Origin of the sequence: Wolbachia endosymbiont of Oryzaephilus surinamensis, from assembly GCF_025617515.1 — a bacterium.
Taxonomy (GTDB): domain Bacteria; phylum Pseudomonadota; class Alphaproteobacteria; order Rickettsiales; family Anaplasmataceae; genus Wolbachia.
Genome location: NZ_CP092526.1, coordinates 40507 through 57321 on the forward strand (window position 1 = coordinate 40507; position 16815 = coordinate 57321).

Consider the following 16815-nt stretch of genomic DNA (forward strand, 5'->3'; position numbering starts at 1 on the left):
GTTACAACTATTTCTTCCCATGGCTTTCAAATCGTGCAGCTATTTTCTTTACACTAACATGAGTGAGAAGAGGTTTTTTACTAACCGGAAGTTTAGAATCGGACTTTGCTGTTATGGGGTTCATTTTAGATCTTTTATTTCCTACCGGAAATGAGTGAGATTGGGAGGCAGTTTCTTGCGATGGTGCAGGATCTTTCTTCATACCGATATCTGCTTGTGTTGCAGGGGTGGCTTTGCTCTTAGCAACTTGATTTTGCTCAAACTTTCCTACTATTGACTTTACTCTACCGTCCTTCTTGCTATTTACTTTTTCTTTTATAATAACCGCTTTTACTTCTGATGATGCTTTATCAGCAGATTTTTTCAGGATTGGTTTACTTTCAGCTGATTTTTGCGAAGTCACTTCTACTATTATTGGTTTCGTGCTCACTTGTTGATCAACAATATCTAGCCTTTTAGGATTTGACAGTATTTCAGATTTATCTTCTTTAGTTTCTTGCTTAATTTCTTGATTGGTAGCGTTTAGCGCTGGTGGCTCTGGAGCCTGTCTCTTTTTATATCCTCTTCTTGTTCCTGCATTTTTCTTAGGTTTCGTTTTGTGAGTTGGCTCCTTTTTAGCTAACTTTGAGTCTTCCGAATCTTTTGTTGAAGATTTACTACTTTTCTCTTGATAATTTGATATTTCCTCATTTCCAGACTCTTCACTTAATGAACTTTCATAGCCTGAATCTTCAGGAGATACATTCTCTATTTCTGGTTTAAAGTGTACCTTTTTTGAGGCAGTAGGAGGTGGCGGAGGTGCCGTTGTTGGCCGTTTTATTTTCTTCATACCTGATTTTCCTGCCGGCTGTTTTCCTTTTTGCAGCTTAGGAGTATCTTCCTTCTGCTTTGATGTCGTTTTATTTTCCGTGCTTACTTCGTATGATTTATGTTCTTTATTGCCTTTTCCACTCTGTTTCGAATCTAAAATTTCTTTAAGTCCTTTCTTGAATAGATTAATTGTACTTAAAATATTTGTGTATTCGGCTGCTTTTTCTATAGTGAAACCTGATAATTCATCACCAACAAAATTTTTTATGTCATTATCATTAGTTGGAATATCTTTTCCCAAGACTCTATCTAATATCCCTTTTAATGTTCCAATAAAACCGAGTGGCTTTGTGCTCAAAGGTTCTACATAATTATTCAAGTCGCTATATATAACAAATTTGGCTACATCTTTTGCGTTGTTTGTAAAATTCTTCAGAGCTTGAGATAAATCTTTCAGTGTTTCATCATATTGTTCATTAATTTTTTTTGTATCCTTCAGCTTTATGACTCTTATCAAAGAATTGAGATTTTTATCATAATTGTCACTTTTAAATAGATCACTCATACCAATTACTGTTTATCGTTTACTTAAATATAAATTCAAAGTATTAAGACCGAGTAAATGTTATATGACTTATCCTCTGACTCATAAACGCTTGCGTTCCTTAATGTGCAAAAAATTTCAATAATCTTCAATCAGCAATAGTATAGAAATCCAAAAAACAAGTAGCTAACACTGGAATCTAGGAATTATGATTGGGCACAAGTTGATGAGTATAGTTGTTTTATGTTGAAATACAGCATTTATGGAAAGATTAGATGTCAGTCTAGAATGACACCCTTTCTGGAAAACTCGGATTACAGTGTTTGTATAACTTAATAATTAGAAACTAAAGGAGTTCTTTTTTAAAAAACTTAAGTTATACTTATAAGTATTTGATATCTTTTGTAGTGATTATGTCGAATTTAAGCTGCCTTTATGGCGATAATGTCGAATTTGTGGAAGAAATTTATAGCCGTTACTTGCAAGGCGATAAATCAATTGGAGAAGATTGGCACAGAATTTTTTCGAGCAATTTAGAAGTTAATAAAGCAGAACCCTGCAGGGCACAGAATGAAGCTAAGGTAGATGTTGATGATTTAGCAAATTTTTTCAGATTTTATGGTCACTTTTTTGCAGACTTAAATCCATTATCACCGCATGTAAATAAGGAAATAGATTATCAAAAATACTTGAATCTTTCTCCTACAAGTGACACTAGAATCTACAGAGATATTTACTGCAAGAATATCGGTTTTGAATTTATGCATATTTCCTCTTATGAGGAAAGAGTTTGGCTGCAGGAGAAAATTGAAAATCAGGTCTATACGCTAAGCCCTCAGGATAAAAAAGAAATACTAAGGCACTTGATTGAATCTGAGATGTTCGAGCAATTTCTCCATATGAAATTTCCTGGATATAAGCGTTTTTCTATCGAAGGTGGGGAGTCAGCCATTGTTGCAATTGAAAGAGTTATTAGTGATTCTGCAGCTTTTGGTATTGAAGAAATAGTTCTTGGTATGGCCCACCGAGGACGGCTCAATGTTCTAACCAAAGTGATGGGAAAAGATTATGCGGCAATGCTGTCTGAATTTCAAGGCAACCTTGCATATCCAAGTGGTCTTGAGGTGTCTGGTGATGTCAAATATCACCTTGGTTACTCTTCTGATCGAGCACTTGCTGGTGGTAAAAAAATACACTTAAGTTTATGTCCTAACCCATCTCACCTTGAGGCGGTAAATCCGGTTCTAGCTGGAAGAGTAAGAGCAAAACAAAATACGAGATCTGTGCTTGGCATATCAATTCATGGTGATGCAGCTTTTATCGGGCAGGGAGTGGTTGCTGAAACCCTGACTTTGAGCAACATTGAAGGTTATAAAGTTGGTGGTATCGTGCATATTGTCATTAATAACCAAGTTGGTTTTACTGCAAATCCTAATTGTGCACGCTCATCTTTTTATTGCACTGATGTAGCAAAATCAATAGAAGCTCCAATATTTCATGTTAATGGAGATAATCCAGAAGCTGTGAGTTTTGTTGCGAATTTGGCAATGGAGTATGTGCAGAAATTTAAAAAGGATGTGGTGATTGACATAATATGCTACCGCAAATATGGCCATAATGAAGGCGATGAGCCAAATTTTACTCAGCCACTTATGTATAAAGCAATATCAAAGCATAAAACTCCAGGCACGCTGTACGAAGAGAAGCTGACTGCAGAGAAAGTGCTAGGTAGCGATGAAGTAAGTAAATTACGCAGCGAATTTAGAACAAGATTGGATAAAAGCCTTACTGAGTCAACGACTTATACTCCGAAGAAAGCTGACTGGTTTGATGGAGTGTGGTTAAAACTCAGGAGAGCAAAGTTGAACGATTTGAGTGAATATTATACGGACTCTGGTGTTTCACCAGATGAGCTAAAAAAATTGGGTGTACACATAAATAGCAATATTCCAAGTAGTTTTAATCTCAATAATAAAGTCAGAAGAATACTTGATGGCAGAATAGACAGTATAAATTCCGGTAGCAACATAGACTGGGCAACTGGTGAAAGTCTTGCATTCGCGTCATTGCTTAAAGAAGGAATAGGAGTGCGCTTGTCAGGACAAGATTCTGGTCGCGGTACCTTCTCGCACCGTCATTCAAGACTTGTTGATCAAGTAACAGAAGAAACGTTTATTCCACTGAACAACATAAGTGAGAAGCAAGCTCGCTTTGAAGTTATAGATAGCGCACTATCTGAGTATGCTGTGATGGGTTTTGAATATGGATATAGCCTTGATTCTCCTTATTCACTTGTGCTCTGGGAAGGGCAGTTTGGTGATTTTGCAAATGGCGCGCAAATTATGATCGACCAATTTATCTCATCTGCAGAAACAAAGTGGTTGCGGTCAAGTGGTCTAGTTCTACTTTTGCCTCATGGTTATGAAGGGCAGGGGCCTGAGCATAGTTCTGCTCGTATAGAGAGGTTTTTGCAGCTCTGTGCAGAGGATAATATGCAGGTGGTTAATTGCTCTACTCCTGCGAATTATTTTCATGCTTTACGCCGACAAATTAATCGAGATTTTCGTAAGCCTTTAGTGGTGTTTACACCTAAATCACTATTGCGTCATAAAAGCGCAGTTTCTAACCTTTCTGACTTTGAAGGAAAATTTCTTACGGTAATTCCAGAGTGTAGAACAGGTTTAGTTGCAAGTGATAAAATACGTAAAGTTGTAATATGTAGTGGTAAAGTTTATTACGACATAATTGAAATGCTTGAAGCACAAAAAATAAACGATATAGCAGTAGTGCGTTTAGAACAATTTTATCCATTCCCGGCCGATAAACTAAACAATGAACTCGAAAAATATAAGAACGCTGAAATTATATGGTGTCAAGAGGAACCAAAAAATATGGGAGGATGGTTCTTTGTCAACCCATTGATAGAAGAGGTATTGTCTGGCCTCAATGCTCAAGCAAAAAGACCTAAGTGCATTGCAAGACCTGCTGCTGCATCTCCTGCATGTGGTTATGCTAATATCCATGCTCAGCAACAAGCAGAAATTTTGAAGCAAGTTGCGCAGGTACAACTGTACAAACACTGAGCGGCTTCAAGCAGACTTATTAATTAGACTCTAGCACTTAGATAACTTACAACAATCAAACCTTTTATATACTTATACAAATATAAAAAGACTTTTATTTTTTTATAAAAGTATAATATTTATTAACATTTTCATTTATTTTTCTTAATATAGTTAATATAGTTAATATTAATATTAACTATATTAAGATATATATGAAGACAGAAATATTTGAGAGGCTAATAGGGCAAACTAGACTACGCAGCGATAGCAAGGCTAAAATCATACGGTTAAATAGAGACAAAAAGGCTTTTATAGATGAGGATAAAAAGTCTATCGAATTAGCTGAGGCTATTTTTGCAGAAAATAATATGTTTCGTTTTCGTAAACCAGGTCCTGCTACGGATTACATTTTGCACAAACTAATAAATGATAGAAAGCTTCTCGAGGAAATGAAAGATAGAGGTACAAGTATAATACGTCTTTTTTCTTTGCTATCAATGTATCGTGGTCTTCCTAAGTGCTATGTTGTGAGAAAAGAAGGGTGTATTACTGAGTTTGGAATACTTACTTATATTGACGAATGTTTAGAATCAGTACCTTTAGAAGACTTTATACTTATTGAGTCTGCTTCGTACCTAGAGTACATTTTGTTTGAGAATGATGATATTAGAAATAGGTTAGCTGAAGATTTGACTGAAGATAAAACAAAATTAGATATTTTCGTAAATGGAATTTTAGCAATAAATAGCTCGGATTTAGTATTATCTTGTATCAACACAATCGAGGCTTTTAATGAGGAAGCTAGAAATTTTGTCAATCACATACAGAAAACCAATAGGATGGACTACCTCTTTAAGGAAAATGGTACAACACTTGTAAAGTTAGTTCTAAAAGAATTATTAAAACTTTCTATTTTACAAGAAAGAGAAAACACTACATTAGAATTTCCTTAAATTTCGAGTGTGGAACATTGTAATGGGCGATAGACTTTAAAATGTGCAAGGCTCATTTAAATATGAGCCTCAGTATCGCTTAACTTTTATGGAGCATACTTTAACTTTATTTCACTTCCACCAAGGGAATATTGTTCCAGCTATTGCTGCCATAGTTATCAATAGAAGCGTTTAGGTAATCTGTATCAAATCGTACTGGTACATCAAATTCGAAGCTTGCGGTGATTATTGTGCCTTTTGCTGGTGGTTTCATAAATGCTATTTCTCCAGTTGAATAATTCACTGAATATTTTTCTGTCTTTTCACCATCTAGGTAAATTTTTATTGTATCATGCACTGGCTTTTTAATAGTTCGTATATGCTTGTCTTTTCCACTTATGTAAGTTTTCATCAGTTGAAAGATCGTTTTTTTATCGTCTCCTATGCCAATTTCTTGATTGATAACTGTAAAGTCTGACCAATCCTTAAAACGAAATCCTATTGCTTTACCTTTTCGTGCCTGAAAAAATGTTATGAGTTCTGTTAGCTGCTCGTTTGACCTGACTCCATAAGCTATGTTATACCTGGCACGTGCACGAGACCAATTGATATTGCGCTGCTCACAACCATTATGAGTTGTTACAACGTCAGTCGAAAATTCCGGTCCTCCAGTAGAGCCATAAGATATATTTTCTGGAAATCTAATTTCTGTAAATCTAATTTCTGTAAATGACATATGTCCTCCTGTAAAAATAAAATTGAGTTGATATAGATGAAGTAGGAAAGATCTTAAATTTTTGAAGCTGCTTTATCAATCAGGCTATAAATTTTAAATCCCGTTTCTTCTAAAAAAGTAAAGGTGTTGTTTTCTCCTACCTTACCTTTCAGTTCGTTAATGTCTTGATGACTCTGCGTTAACTGATATGCACAAATACATGCAACAACTAAAGCCACTCCAGCAAAACATGCTAAAGGCATTGGTTGAGTAAAAACAGCAGCTATAGCAGATGCTGTGAATGCTATAGCTGTTATTACAGCAGCTATGCTATAAATAGCTTCTCTTCTGTAACTATTGATTAATTTCTTTTCTATTTCCTCTTGTTGTGTTTCTTGCCCTTGTTGATGAGAAATAGTAATTACTGTATCTGTATGAATTGGCTCACTAGCGCTGGTATTAATTCTCTCTTTTTGTGTTTCATGATCTTGCACAATTGCTGATTTGCTAGTTCTGATATTATATTGTTCTTCTTGCTCTGATTGATCAGAAGCAGAAGCTTCTGTAACCTCACCAAAGATTTCTTCATTAGAAACTGATTGATTTTCTGTTATATCAGAAGGGATTTTGCTAAGAAGTGGCACAAAATGCCTCATGTAATTCACTACTCCTACAGTTTTTTTGCTACTATCTATCTCTAGTTGATTGAGATTTATATCTTGTATAAAAACTTCTGGATCATCATCATGTGCTGTAATTTTAGTTACCGTAACTTTTTGACTATCTTCCTCTATTGAATAAATATAAAGTTCCACTTTGTACTTGTCGCATATCATTCTACCTTCAATGTTTGGACGACCCCATATAGGTGCGTCAGCTGTATGTGTATTAGTAATATACTCTAAATATTTGAAAAAAGACTTCGCCTTGTCTTGCTTATTAAGTCCATTTTCGCTTATTACTTCTCCATCCGGATCTTTTTGAGGTACGAAATACTCTCCGGCATCTCTTATTACCGCTTTATAAACCCACTGATCTGGCTTTTTGTTTGCTCTAGCATAATCTGCGCAGTCTTTTCTTAATGATTTTGCAGTAAAACGATAATCAGGTTTTATGTTTAATTCATTCAATCCTTGAGCCACAGAGTCAAAAAAGCAATCCCCTGTCTTTATAGCAGCTCCTATTTTTAGCTTTTCAGGATGAGCGCTCTTTAGATTATGCAATAAATCACTTGATTTTTTATTTTCTTTGATTTGTTGAAAAAGAGCAATTGGCTCTCTTACATAGTTAGAATCTCTCATGTTATAACTCCAAAATAATGATTGTATTTTAATAGATTAATCAGCCTAGGAAGGCTAATTACTTAAGGTCGTGCTGTGTTGCAAGCAAACATCACCTACTTTTCTTGAACTAATATGTAGCCTATACATATTGTTACTTACTATATCTTAACTATACTTAAACTCTCTTATGCTGTCAAGCAGGGAATTTATTAATCTTTTAACTCATCCACTTTTTTGCGTAATATATTCAAATCAGTTTTTCCTACAAAAAGACTATCTCCTATTATCAAAAAAGGTGTACCGCCTACTCCTAGATCCCTTACTAAAAGTTTGCTGTTGTTTATCATTTGCTCAATTTTGTCTGCATTATTTTTCATAGAGTTATTAAAATCGTTCTCGTTGATCCCTATATTTTTTACTATATCTAATATAGTTTCGTCTGAAAATTCTCCTCTGTGATCTAGTGCAGCATAGTGAAAATCTAAGTACTTTTCTTTATCGATAAAATAAGTTGCTAAAGCACCTTTTGCTGCCTTTAAAGAATTGTTACCAAGTATTGGAGCATCCCTAAAGATATACTTAACTTTGCCATCATTGATCAATTGTTTTACATCGTTCTTTATAGCTTTGCAATATCCACAAGAATAGTCAAAAAAACCTACAGCTATGATATTGCTATTTTCATTTCCCGAGTAAGGATAAGTGGAGTCGAATATTTCATTTTTATGCTGAGAAATTTTATTTTTGGTTGCATTAGCATAACTATTTTTAGCTGACTCTTCCTGGAGAGCTTTTAGAACTCTATCAAAATTTTTACTGATGTAATTATCCAATCTCTCACCTATATAATCATCATTTAAGTTCTGACTGCGGTGTGAAAGCCAATTGTTTATTACTGGTAAACTTGCTACTGCAAGTATAAAAATCAATAAAAATGGTATCTTAGACATATACTTAGTTAAAGAATACAAATATTAAAGAAATGCTTAATGTTAAAACATTTTTATCAAGAAATGCAAACTTTATAAAATGAAATTTAAGATATTTTTGTAAAGTTCATCATAAGATTTGGTGATGAAAAATTTTGCAGAGTAAGGCATTTATAAAGATTTAGATAGTCTTTACCACTATTTCTAGCAAATTGTAAGCAAAAAAGTTGATTATCTTGTAATCGCTGCATATAATATCGGTAAGCGCGTCGCTAAGTAATATGAACACACTAAGTCTTACATTTCCGATAGTGTTGTTCGGATATAATAGAATGATTTTTCAATAAATGTAAGTAAAAAATGAGGTTTTTAAAAGCTGTCTTTAACTTAGCAATGTTAGCATTTTTTGTAGCTTCGACAGCTGAAGCAAGGTGGAGTAAGTACGAAGATGCTTCTGTCGAGGTTAAGTTTTCTAATGTTAACATTAATGTTAATAGAGATGGTACCTACGAAACGGAAGTAGAACTACAAGCAAAAATACTCAAGGAATCCGGACGTGATAGGTTCTCTCTATACAGTCTTGTTTACAATGATGATAGTGCAGATTTTACTGTTTTAGAGGCTAAAACAACTTACAACGGAGAAGAATATATAGTAACTGAAGACATGATGGAGGATAAACCGCTGGCTAGCCCTAGCAAAGGTTTCGATCAGTTAAGGCAAGTAACCATCTCATTCCCTAAAATAGAAATTGGTACGGAAGTATATTTAAGATATAAGCAAGTTAACAAAAAGGTTCCCGTTGATAATTTTTATGGCTTGAGCTTTTCGTATTATGGGGATTATTTACAAGCAGAAAATACTAAAATCAATTCTGAATTGCCTCTAGAGATTAAAGTTAATGATCCAAGAAGCGTATTAGAAATTGCTGAGGAAAAAAAGGATGATGTACATTCTATAAGCATTGCTTTAAAGAGAGCAGTTTATGAAAACACAACAAATGAACCACATAATGGAATATTGAACATAAAACACAACACTTGGGTATCACTTTCAAGCTTATCTGAATGGGAGGATTTAGCTAAAAAATTAGCTCCTGGATATCATAGCGTCATCAATCAGCCGCTTCCTGCAACTTTTGAAGCTATAGCAGAATTTGCTGCCAATGAGAGTACCGATGAGGAGAAAATTAATGCAGTTACTTCTTTATTGAATGAAAAAGTTCAGTACATGGGAGACTGGCGTACAGTGTCAGGAAAATATTTCCCGAGAGATTTAGAGAAAATTGCTGATTCTCAAGTTGGGGATTGCAAGGACTTTTCTGCCAGCACAGCTGCTATTTTACAAGAACTTGGTTACAAAGTTCAACCTATTTTAGTTATGAGAGGAACTACTAATACTTCTAACTCTGAAGCATTACCTAATATGGGTAATTTTAATCATGTGATGCTCAGAGTAACAAATAGAGGTGGGAAAATATATTGGATTGATCCAACTAATACCGTCAGTATGGCACAGGGTATTTTTCCAGACATTGCTGATAGAAACGCTTTAGTACTCGATTCTGAGGAAGCGGATTACATAAAAATTCCTGCTGTACAAGGTGAAAATTCAAAAGTGATATCCCATAGTGAATTAACTATAGAAGATAATGTTGTAAATGAATATGGCCAGCTTACCGTGCAAGGGGAAGCAGCCTTAGGCTTAACAGGGGTTGGATTGTATTATTCAAATGAGCAATTAAGGGATTCTGTTTTTCGTATGATTAGTGGAGTATATCTTGATGAAGAAGAAAAGAAGTTCTTAGAATTGCCTGACCTTACTTTACGTAATGTAGAAGATCTTACAATCAAATATGAGTTTCAGCAAAAAAATAAGATTTTTAAGACAAATCTAGGACCTGCTTTGAATTTAGGAGATAATTGGCTTAATGATGTTGTCAATACAGCTTCTGACCAAGTGTCAGATCTTTTTATTGGTGTTCCTAAAACTAAGGAAAGCCATATGATAATAAAAGATATCAAAATTAAAAATTGTGAAAATTTGAATTTTGAAATAAATTCTCCTTGGTTATATGTAAATAGGTTCTGTAAATATCAAAATGATGGAACCGAATTTAGCAATTTAATAACCATAAAGAAAAGCTTTATTACCAATGAAGAATTAAAGACTGCTGAATATAAAAACTTAAAAAGCGAATTGGAGAATAATTTTTCTAGAGCCTCTATAATAATAAGTGAATGAGTTGTGCTGGGAAAAGCACTTCTTAAAAGGCTTAAAATTTTTAAAATATGTACAATAACTTACGCGACTTCATCAGAGCATTAGAAGAAAAAAAAGATCTAATTAGAATTAAAAAAGAAGTTTCAACTATTCTTGAAATGACAGAAATTCATCGTAGGGTTTTGTCAAACAAGGGACCAGCTATCATCTTTGAAAATGTTGTCACAGAAAATGGCAAAAATTCAATTCCCGTTTTAGTGAATTTATTTGGTACTATTGAGAGAATTGCATTCGGACTTGGTATAAATTCTGATGAATTAAGGGATCTGGGTAAACTTCTAGCATTTTTGCGATCACCTGAGCCACCAAAAACCTTCAAAGATGCTGTGAAAATGTTTCCTCTACTAAAAGTTGTATTGTCGATGCGGAGCAAAGTTGTGAGCAAAGCCCCATGTCAAGAGGTGGTGCTAACTGGGGATGAGGTGGATCTTAGTTTGCTACCTATTCAGACATGCTGGCCAAACGAGCCTGCACCGCTTATCACTTGGCCACTTGTGGTAACAAAAGGACCAACAGCAGACAAGCAAGATAATTTCAATCTTGGAATATATCGTATGCAGGTTGTGAATAAAAAAACGACTCTCATGCGCTGGCTTGCACATCGTGGTGGTGCAGGTCACCATAAACGGTGGAAGGAGAGGGGACAAAATATGAAGTTTCCTGCGGCTGCTGTGATTGGTAGCGATCCTGCAACAATTATTGCTGCGGTAACTCCGGTGCCGGAGACTTTATCAGAATACCAATTTGCCGGGCTGCTGCGAAAAAAACCACTTGAGCTTGTAAATTGTAAAACTATTCCTCTTCAGGTTCCAGCTCATGCAGAAATTGTTTTGGAAGGATATGTAAGTTTGGATAATTACCAAGATGAAGGGCCATATGGAGACCATACCGGTTACTATAATGCTGTTGAACAGTTTCCTGAGTTTAACATTACTGCAATTACAATGCGCAAAGATCCAATTTATCTCAGCACTTTCACTGGCAAGCCACCAGATGAACCATCAATTCTTGGTGAAGCACTCAACGAAATTTTTGTGCCGATTCTTATCAATCAGTTTCCGGAAATAGTAGATTTTTATCTGCCCCCAGAAGGTTGTTCATATAGAATAGCGGTAGTGTCGATAAAAAAGGCTTATCCAGGGCATGCAAAAAGAATTGTTATGGGCACACTATCTTTTCTCAAACAGTTCTTATACACGAAATTTATTATAGTTGTTGATTATGATATAAATATACGTGATTGGAAAGAGGTGATGTGGGCAATGTCAACAAGAATGGACCCTGTGCGTGATACAATTACGATAGAGAATGCCCCAATTGATTATTTAGATTTTGCTTCCCCTGAAAGTGGTCTCGGAGGTAAAATAGGGTTTGATGCAACAAACAAACTTCCACCTGAAACCAAACGAGAATGGGGAAGAAAAATTGAAATGAGCGAGGAAATAATAAAGAAAGTTACAGAGAAGTGGAAGGAATATGGGTTGACAGATGATTAAACTATGATGTAGACTACCGCCGTGTATTTAGGTGTGGTTTGTGAGGCTTTTATATCTTTTATTTTTGTCGGCATGTTTTTCTCTGTATTACTATGTGGGTCCTACATTCTCGCCTTGCCCAAAAGCAACAGTTTGCTTCTCACCTGAAGAAGACTGTGCTGTACCGATAATCAGCGAGATAGACCAATCTAAAGAATCTATCTTAGTTCAAGAATATACATTTACTCTTGGAACAGTTGCAAAATCTTTGATTAACGCCAAAGAGCGTGGTGTTGATGTTAAAGTCGTCTTAGATAAATCACAACTCCATTCAAAATATAGTGTCATAAGCGAATTGTTTTCAAATGGAATACCGATTTGGATCGATAATAAGCCAAAAATTGCTCATAATAAGGTAATAATTGTTGATAATCAAAAAGTCATCACAGGATCGTTTAACCTCAGTAAGACAGCTGAAAAGGGAAACGCTGAAAATTTATTAATTATTGAAAATTATCCTGAATTAGTCCAGCAGTATGTGAAGAACTGGGAAATACGAATGTCACAATCCTATCAATATGCTTCCTAGATACTTGATATCAAAAAAAGTCTTTTTATTGATAGATTTAATTTCTTGTGATATAATAAATTAAAAGGTTTTAAGGGGTAGGTAATGGATTACATAAATGATGCTGCTGATAGTTACGCTGCCATTCATGATTTTTTTCAAAATAATGGTGTTGGAGATTACAAAGTTCAATGCAATTATGGTGGTGTACCGTATGCTACTGACAAATATGTACATTCTGGAGACAAATTTTGGAGCAATAATTTTATAGACTCACATTTTGGAAGGGAAATAAAAATGTATCCTCAAAGTGAGCTTTTAGCTAAAGAGTATGCTGGTAATACACTACCGGTTTCAATATCACTAGACAAGGATCTAATAAAAATAAAAGAATGTCAGAAAAAAACTAAATTTGTAGAACTAGAAGGGGAATCAGGTGATATAGTATATGATAAGCAAAAGCATATAAAGTGCTACACGACAAAGTTATCATATGACGATGTTTCTGTTCATAATAAAAACGAAGTTTCAATACTGAATATTAGATATGATGTGCCAAACGATCCAAGATACAGTTTAAACATAGCCTTCACAAAGGTTAATGATAATAAACCAGGGTTTTGGCAAAAGTTTAAAAATATGTTTTAATAGAGTAGCTTCTAAATCAAGGGGATTTTGTTGAAAAATGAATATCTACTTAATAATGAATTTGGTCAGTAGCTACTAAGTTTGTTTCATAGCTATGCAACAAAAGGTTTGTGCCCTCACGTTTATTCTCTGCAACACGAAAAGTTCGTACAGTTGTACATGCTATGTAGTAGATAAACTTCTACTATATTTTTTTATTCAACTTACCTCTTGTCTATTGAATAGATTTTGTATTAAACCTAAAATTCAACGCACCTAAATATATAAGCATTCCCAACAAAATCATAGGTATAGAAAGCAACTGTCCCATAGTTAAATTGAACCATAAATAGCCAATTTGATAGTCTGGCTCGCGGAAAAATTCAACCATAAAACGTGCTACTCCATACAACATAACTGCAACTCCAGTTGTTGCACCATAATACAATCTCATTTTGTTCAAGTAAAATAGTGAATTTACAACTACGAAAAGTAGCGCTCCTTCAAAAAATGCCTCATAAAGTTGGCTTGGATGGCGCAATAAATTATCACCACTTTCTGGAAATACCATACCCCACGGCATAGTTGTAACCCTGCCAAATAACTCTCCATTTATAAAATTACCTATGCGGCCTAGAAGTAAACCTATCGGAACTCCACAAGAAATTAGATCCAGTGTGTAAAATATAGGAATGTTATGTCTTCTACAGGAGATTATTACTGCAAGCAAAACTCCTATAGCACCGCCATGAAATGACATACCTCCTTCCCAGGTCTTTAGTATTTCGATAGGATTGCTTATATAGAGAACTGGATCATATATCAATACGTACCCAAGCCTACCTCCAAGGATAATGCCTATAATAACGGCTGTTAATAACGAATCGTAAAAATTCTTAGTAAATATTTTTTGATTGTCTAGCTTATGTAAATACCAATATGCAAAAACTATACCCAAAACATATGCTAAAGAGTACCAATATATAGAAACAGGACCGATGCTAAAAATAACTGGACTTAAAGACATATTTTACTACAAATTATTCTTAGACAATCTACTTTTCTCACGTTCCCACTCTCTCTGCTTTATGGTTGCTCTCTTATCATAGAGTTTTTTTCCTTTCACAATGGCAATTTTAGTTTTTGCCAACCCTTTATCATTAAAATAGATAGAAAGTGGCACAACAGTTATTCCAGAGGTTTTGATTTGACCAATTAGCTTATTTATCTCTTTTTTATGCAAAAGCAATTTTCGTTCTCTTTTTGGCTTGTGATTCTTTTGGTTTGCAGCTTTATACTCTGCGATATGCATATTGTTTAGCCATATTTCACCTTTTTTTTCAGTAACGTAAGCATCAGAAATGTTTGCTTTTCTTTCCCTTAGTGATTTCACTTCACTACTTAAGAGGATCATACCTGCTTCAAATTCTTCTAAGATAAAGTATTCAAACCTTGCTTTTCTATTTTCTGCAATAACTTCCATATCTAAAGATATCTTTAAGCTTCAATATATTACAGAACTTTTGGTTTAATTCATAACAAAACAATTATCTCAGTAAATGCAAGTTTGGTTAAAAAAGCTCCAATCTTCCTGCAAGTGTAATTTGTTCCACTCTTCCTACTGCCATTTCAGCCCTAGGACTAGCATTACCTGACAAAGAACTTATCACATCTTTGCAGCCCCATTCAATAGCAAAGTGTAAAGGAGCATATCTATTATTGTTCTGTTTACTAACATATGCCCCACTTTCAATTAAAATATCTCTTATACTTTCATGATCGCTAGCAAAATGCAAAGGAGTGCGTCCACAACTATCCCACACATTAACACATGCTCCATGTTCAATCAGAGTTCTTACTATGTTTTCATTATCACTTTCAGCAGCAAAATGCAAGGGAGTGCTTCTATAATTATCCCACGCATCGACGTATGCTCCGTGTTCAATTAGAGCTATTACTATGTTCTCATAGCCACTCTTAGTAGCAAAATGTAGAGGAGTGTGTCCATCATTGTTCTGCGCGTTAACATCTGCTCCACATGCAATTAGAGCTCTTACTACACTTTCATTCCCACCTTCGGCAGCAAGATGTAAAGGTGTACATACATCATTGTCCCACGCATTAACATTTGCTCCACTTTCAATTAAAATATCTAATATGCCTTTGTGGTTCCATTCAGCAGCAAAATGTAAAGGAGTGCATCCATCGCTGTCCCATGCATCAACATATGCTCCATATTCAATTAGAGCTATTACTATGTTCTCATAGCCACTCTTAGCAGCAAAATGCAACAATGTAGTTTCTACAGGATCTAGATCACTATGTGTAGTGAATATATGATTGATATTAAATCCACTATCTTCCCACCTCCGTAAATCAATTCTTTCTAATTTTATTTTTATTCGTTCAACTATGTTGTTCTTGCTTAAACCTGAAGTATCATTTATTTCTTCAAGCATTTTTAGAAAATCATCAAGCGTCATAATCTCCACTACTTATTAAAATAACTTGGTTATTATGTTCTTTGACACAAAAATCAAGAACTTTTTATTTTTCTAAAAAATCATTTAAGTTATACTCCAAATCATGAAAGTCAGGCAAAATATTAAGTTTTTTTCTCTATCATTTGTGATTTTGTCTTCTCTATGGATTACATTGTCTGGTTATTTTGAGCCTTTTTTTATTCTCTGTGGAGTATTTTCTTCTGTGTTCACATTGATTATCTTTAAAAGGTTAATTGATGCTGAAAGTGCCCTTAGTCAAATTCTAAATGATAGTGGTAGGCTGTCACTTTATCAGCTTATAAGTTATATACCTTGGCTAATTTACCAAATTATTTTTTCAAGTATTTATGTAACAAAAAAGGTGCTACGATTCAAATCTACAGTTGAGCCAATTGTTATTGTAAGAGAATGCATAGGACATAATGATAAGACCATTGCATTATTTGCTAACTCGGTTACGATTACTCCTGGAACTTTAACTATCAATGTTGAAAAGAAGCAGAAAACATATTTATCTACCATATGTTTGATAGATAAAGATCTTGAAAGTGGCATTTCTGAAATAGAAGGTAAAGTCTTAAAAATGTTACACCTAGTTAAGTAATTGCTTTAAATAAGTTAACAGCGTCTCTGTATTCTCTTCTTAGGCTTTCAAGCATTTCTTTTGGAAGGCTATCAATAACAGTAGAACATAAATAATTGTACAAATCTTCTAGCCTTGATATGTTATTTTTCTTCTTGCTGTTGAATTTGTACGGAAAAATGCCCTCCATAATTTCAATATCAACAACCTTATTTAAAAATGCATTTTCACTTGTTATGCTTATTCTTGTAAGTATAGTATTAATTTCAGGTTCATTACTCGTATAAATATCTGATAATTCTGCCATTTTAATGACGTATAAAGTTACTACTTTTGATAAACAATTATCAGAATATTCACAATTTTTTATTACCTCCCACTGAGTAACCTGAGACTTGCTTGTTTTTGCATTGCTTGGTAATTTATTCATTGAATTTTCTCCATTTAATTCAGTGTAGTAAATTATACTAATACTTTGTTAAATAAATAATAACGCA

At 34.3% G+C, this 16815-nt stretch carries 15 protein-coding genes; 7 read left to right on the top strand and 8 right to left on the bottom strand.

The features are described 5' to 3' along the window. Nucleotides 1-7 precede the first annotated feature (7 nt). Nucleotides 8-1375 carry a hypothetical protein gene (locus tag MJ631_RS00190; protein WP_007301958.1) on the bottom strand — a complete coding sequence of 456 codons (1368 nt, stop codon included), beginning with the start codon at nucleotides 1373-1375 and terminating at the stop codon, nucleotides 8-10. Between the two features lie 392 nt (nucleotides 1376-1767). Between MJ631_RS00190 and MJ631_RS00195 the strand changes: the two genes are divergently transcribed. Beyond that, entirely contained in the window at nucleotides 1768-4437 is a 2670-nt protein-coding gene (locus MJ631_RS00195) for a 2-oxoglutarate dehydrogenase E1 component (RefSeq protein WP_007301957.1), read from the top strand. 194 nt (nucleotides 4438-4631) lie between these two features. Then, a complete protein-coding gene (locus MJ631_RS00200; RefSeq protein WP_262986374.1) occupies nucleotides 4632-5372 on the top strand; it encodes a hypothetical protein in 741 nt (246 codons plus the stop codon). Between the two features lie 106 nt (nucleotides 5373-5478). Here MJ631_RS00200 and MJ631_RS00205 read toward each other — a convergent pair whose 3' ends face one another. The 3 genes from MJ631_RS00205 to MJ631_RS00215 all read right to left on the bottom strand — a co-directional run bounded on the left by MJ631_RS00205 (nucleotide 5479) and on the right by MJ631_RS00215 (nucleotide 8299). Beyond that, nucleotides 5479-6072 carry a TIGR02217 family protein gene (locus tag MJ631_RS00205; protein WP_214303455.1) on the bottom strand — a complete coding sequence of 198 codons (594 nt, stop codon included), beginning with the start codon at nucleotides 6070-6072 and terminating at the stop codon, nucleotides 5479-5481. Between the two features lie 68 nt (nucleotides 6073-6140). Next, complete coding sequence (locus MJ631_RS00210; protein WP_246485253.1) at nucleotides 6141-7367, bottom strand: OTU domain-containing protein; 1227 nt, start codon at nucleotides 7365-7367, stop codon at nucleotides 6141-6143. Nucleotides 7368-7558: 191 nt separating this feature from the next. Continuing rightward, nucleotides 7559-8299, bottom strand: coding sequence for a DsbA family protein (locus MJ631_RS00215; protein WP_214303272.1), 741 nt, complete (start codon nucleotides 8297-8299; stop codon nucleotides 7559-7561). 339 nt (nucleotides 8300-8638) lie between these two features. Between MJ631_RS00215 and MJ631_RS00220 the strand changes: the two genes are divergently transcribed. The 4 genes from MJ631_RS00220 to MJ631_RS00235 all read left to right on the top strand — a co-directional run bounded on the left by MJ631_RS00220 (nucleotide 8639) and on the right by MJ631_RS00235 (nucleotide 13252). Then, complete coding sequence (locus MJ631_RS00220; RefSeq protein ID WP_214303273.1) at nucleotides 8639-10522, top strand: DUF3857 domain-containing protein; 1884 nt, start codon at nucleotides 8639-8641, stop codon at nucleotides 10520-10522. A 47-nt stretch (nucleotides 10523-10569) separates the two neighbouring features. Then, nucleotides 10570-12057, top strand: coding sequence for a UbiD family decarboxylase (locus MJ631_RS00225; protein ID WP_052264652.1), 1488 nt, complete (start codon nucleotides 10570-10572; stop codon nucleotides 12055-12057). A gap of 40 nt (nucleotides 12058-12097) precedes the next feature. Continuing rightward, nucleotides 12098-12625 (top strand): phospholipase D family nuclease, encoded by a 528-nt coding sequence (locus MJ631_RS00230; RefSeq protein ID WP_139686392.1) that lies wholly within the window; start codon nucleotides 12098-12100, stop codon nucleotides 12623-12625. Nucleotides 12626-12709: 84 nt separating this feature from the next. Beyond that, nucleotides 12710-13252: a hypothetical protein gene (locus MJ631_RS00235; RefSeq protein WP_007301948.1), complete on the top strand. Its 543-nt coding sequence runs from the start codon at nucleotides 12710-12712 to the stop codon at nucleotides 13250-13252. A 214-nt stretch (nucleotides 13253-13466) separates the two neighbouring features. Here the strand turns inward: MJ631_RS00235 and lgt are convergent, their stop codons facing one another. The 3 genes from lgt to MJ631_RS00250 form a co-directional block, all read right to left on the bottom strand. Further along, nucleotides 13467-14258, bottom strand: a complete 792-nt coding sequence (lgt, locus tag MJ631_RS00240; protein ID WP_007301947.1) for a prolipoprotein diacylglyceryl transferase — start codon at nucleotides 14256-14258, stop codon at nucleotides 13467-13469. 6 nt (nucleotides 14259-14264) lie between these two features. Then, nucleotides 14265-14714: an SsrA-binding protein SmpB gene (gene smpB / locus MJ631_RS00245; RefSeq protein ID WP_007301946.1), complete on the bottom strand. Its 450-nt coding sequence runs from the start codon at nucleotides 14712-14714 to the stop codon at nucleotides 14265-14267. A gap of 88 nt (nucleotides 14715-14802) precedes the next feature. Further along, nucleotides 14803-15714: an ankyrin repeat domain-containing protein gene (locus tag MJ631_RS00250; RefSeq protein WP_007301945.1), complete on the bottom strand. Its 912-nt coding sequence runs from the start codon at nucleotides 15712-15714 to the stop codon at nucleotides 14803-14805. A 103-nt stretch (nucleotides 15715-15817) separates the two neighbouring features. On the opposite strand from MJ631_RS00250, the gene MJ631_RS00255 reads away from it, so the two are divergent. Next, a complete protein-coding gene (locus tag MJ631_RS00255; protein ID WP_006015458.1) occupies nucleotides 15818-16339 on the top strand; it encodes a Na+/H+ antiporter subunit E in 522 nt (173 codons plus the stop codon). Here the strand turns inward: MJ631_RS00255 and MJ631_RS00260 are convergent. Further along, complete coding sequence (locus MJ631_RS00260) at nucleotides 16332-16748, bottom strand: hypothetical protein (protein WP_007301944.1); 417 nt, start codon at nucleotides 16746-16748, stop codon at nucleotides 16332-16334. The genes MJ631_RS00255 and MJ631_RS00260 overlap by 8 nt on opposite strands. Between the last annotated feature and the right edge of the window lie 67 nt (nucleotides 16749-16815).

Coding starts and splice junctions, on each gene's coding strand:
- MJ631_RS00260 (WP_007301944.1), bottom strand. CDS start 16,748: ATGAATAAATTACCAAGCAATGCAAAAACAAGCAAGTCTCAGGTTACT.
- MJ631_RS00210 (WP_246485253.1), bottom strand. CDS start 7,367: ATGAGAGATTCTAACTATGTAAGAGAGCCAATTGCTCTTTTTCAACAA.
- MJ631_RS00195 (WP_007301957.1), top strand. CDS start 1,768: ATGTCGAATTTAAGCTGCCTTTATGGCGATAATGTCGAATTTGTGGAA.
- MJ631_RS00215 (WP_214303272.1), bottom strand. CDS start 8,299: ATGTCTAAGATACCATTTTTATTGATTTTTATACTTGCAGTAGCAAGT.
- MJ631_RS00255 (WP_006015458.1), top strand. CDS start 15,818: ATGAAAGTCAGGCAAAATATTAAGTTTTTTTCTCTATCATTTGTGATT.
- MJ631_RS00200 (WP_262986374.1), top strand. CDS start 4,632: ATGAAGACAGAAATATTTGAGAGGCTAATAGGGCAAACTAGACTACGC.
- smpB (WP_007301946.1), bottom strand. CDS start 14,714: ATGGAAGTTATTGCAGAAAATAGAAAAGCAAGGTTTGAATACTTTATC.
- MJ631_RS00190 (WP_007301958.1), bottom strand. CDS start 1,375: ATGAGTGATCTATTTAAAAGTGACAATTATGATAAAAATCTCAATTCT.
- MJ631_RS00250 (WP_007301945.1), bottom strand. CDS start 15,714: ATGACGCTTGATGATTTTCTAAAAATGCTTGAAGAAATAAATGATACT.
- lgt (WP_007301947.1), bottom strand. CDS start 14,258: ATGTCTTTAAGTCCAGTTATTTTTAGCATCGGTCCTGTTTCTATATAT.
- MJ631_RS00220 (WP_214303273.1), top strand. CDS start 8,639: ATGAGGTTTTTAAAAGCTGTCTTTAACTTAGCAATGTTAGCATTTTTT.
- MJ631_RS00235 (WP_007301948.1), top strand. CDS start 12,710: ATGGATTACATAAATGATGCTGCTGATAGTTACGCTGCCATTCATGAT.
- MJ631_RS00225 (WP_052264652.1), top strand. CDS start 10,570: ATGTACAATAACTTACGCGACTTCATCAGAGCATTAGAAGAAAAAAAA.